Annotated in this window: 1 protein-coding gene; it reads left to right on the forward strand. The window is 60.6% G+C overall.

From position 1 onward, the window contains the following. On the forward strand, nucleotides 1-528 hold a 528-nt coding region (locus CWM66_RS28205), incomplete at both ends, for a sulfatase-like hydrolase/transferase (RefSeq protein ID WP_146159964.1).

Below are 528 nucleotides of genomic sequence, written 5' to 3' on the forward strand. Positions count from 1 at the left end.
TACGGACTTCTACGGCCAGCAGAGCTGCACCGCAGGCCGCGCCGCCTTCATCACCGGGCAATCGCCGATCCGCACCGGCTTGACCAAGGTCGGCATGCCCGGCGCAACGTTGGGTCTGAGCTTCGAAGACCCCAGCATCGGCCAGTTTCTCAAGCACTTCGGCTATGCCACGGGGCAGTTTGGCAAGAACCACTTGGGCGACCGCAACGAGCATCTGCCCACGGTGCATGGTTTCGACGAGTTCTTCGGCAACCTCTATCACCTCAATGCGGAGGAGGAGCCCGAATACCCGAATTATCCGAAGGATCCCGCGTTCCGGAAGAAATACGGGCCTCGCGGCGTTCTCAAATGCAAGGCCACCGACAAGGACGACACCACGGTGGACGAGCAGTTCGGAAAGGTCGGCAAGCAGGTGATCGAGAACACCGGCGCGCTGACCCGCAAGCGCATGGAAACAGTCGACGAGGAGTTTCTCGGCTCCGCTCTGGATTTCATCGAACGAAAGAGCAAGTCGCAGGAGCCGTGGTT

The organism is Kosakonia sp. H7A (assembly GCF_003028445.1).
Lineage (GTDB): Bacteria > Pseudomonadota > Gammaproteobacteria > Enterobacterales > Enterobacteriaceae > Kosakonia > Kosakonia radicincitans.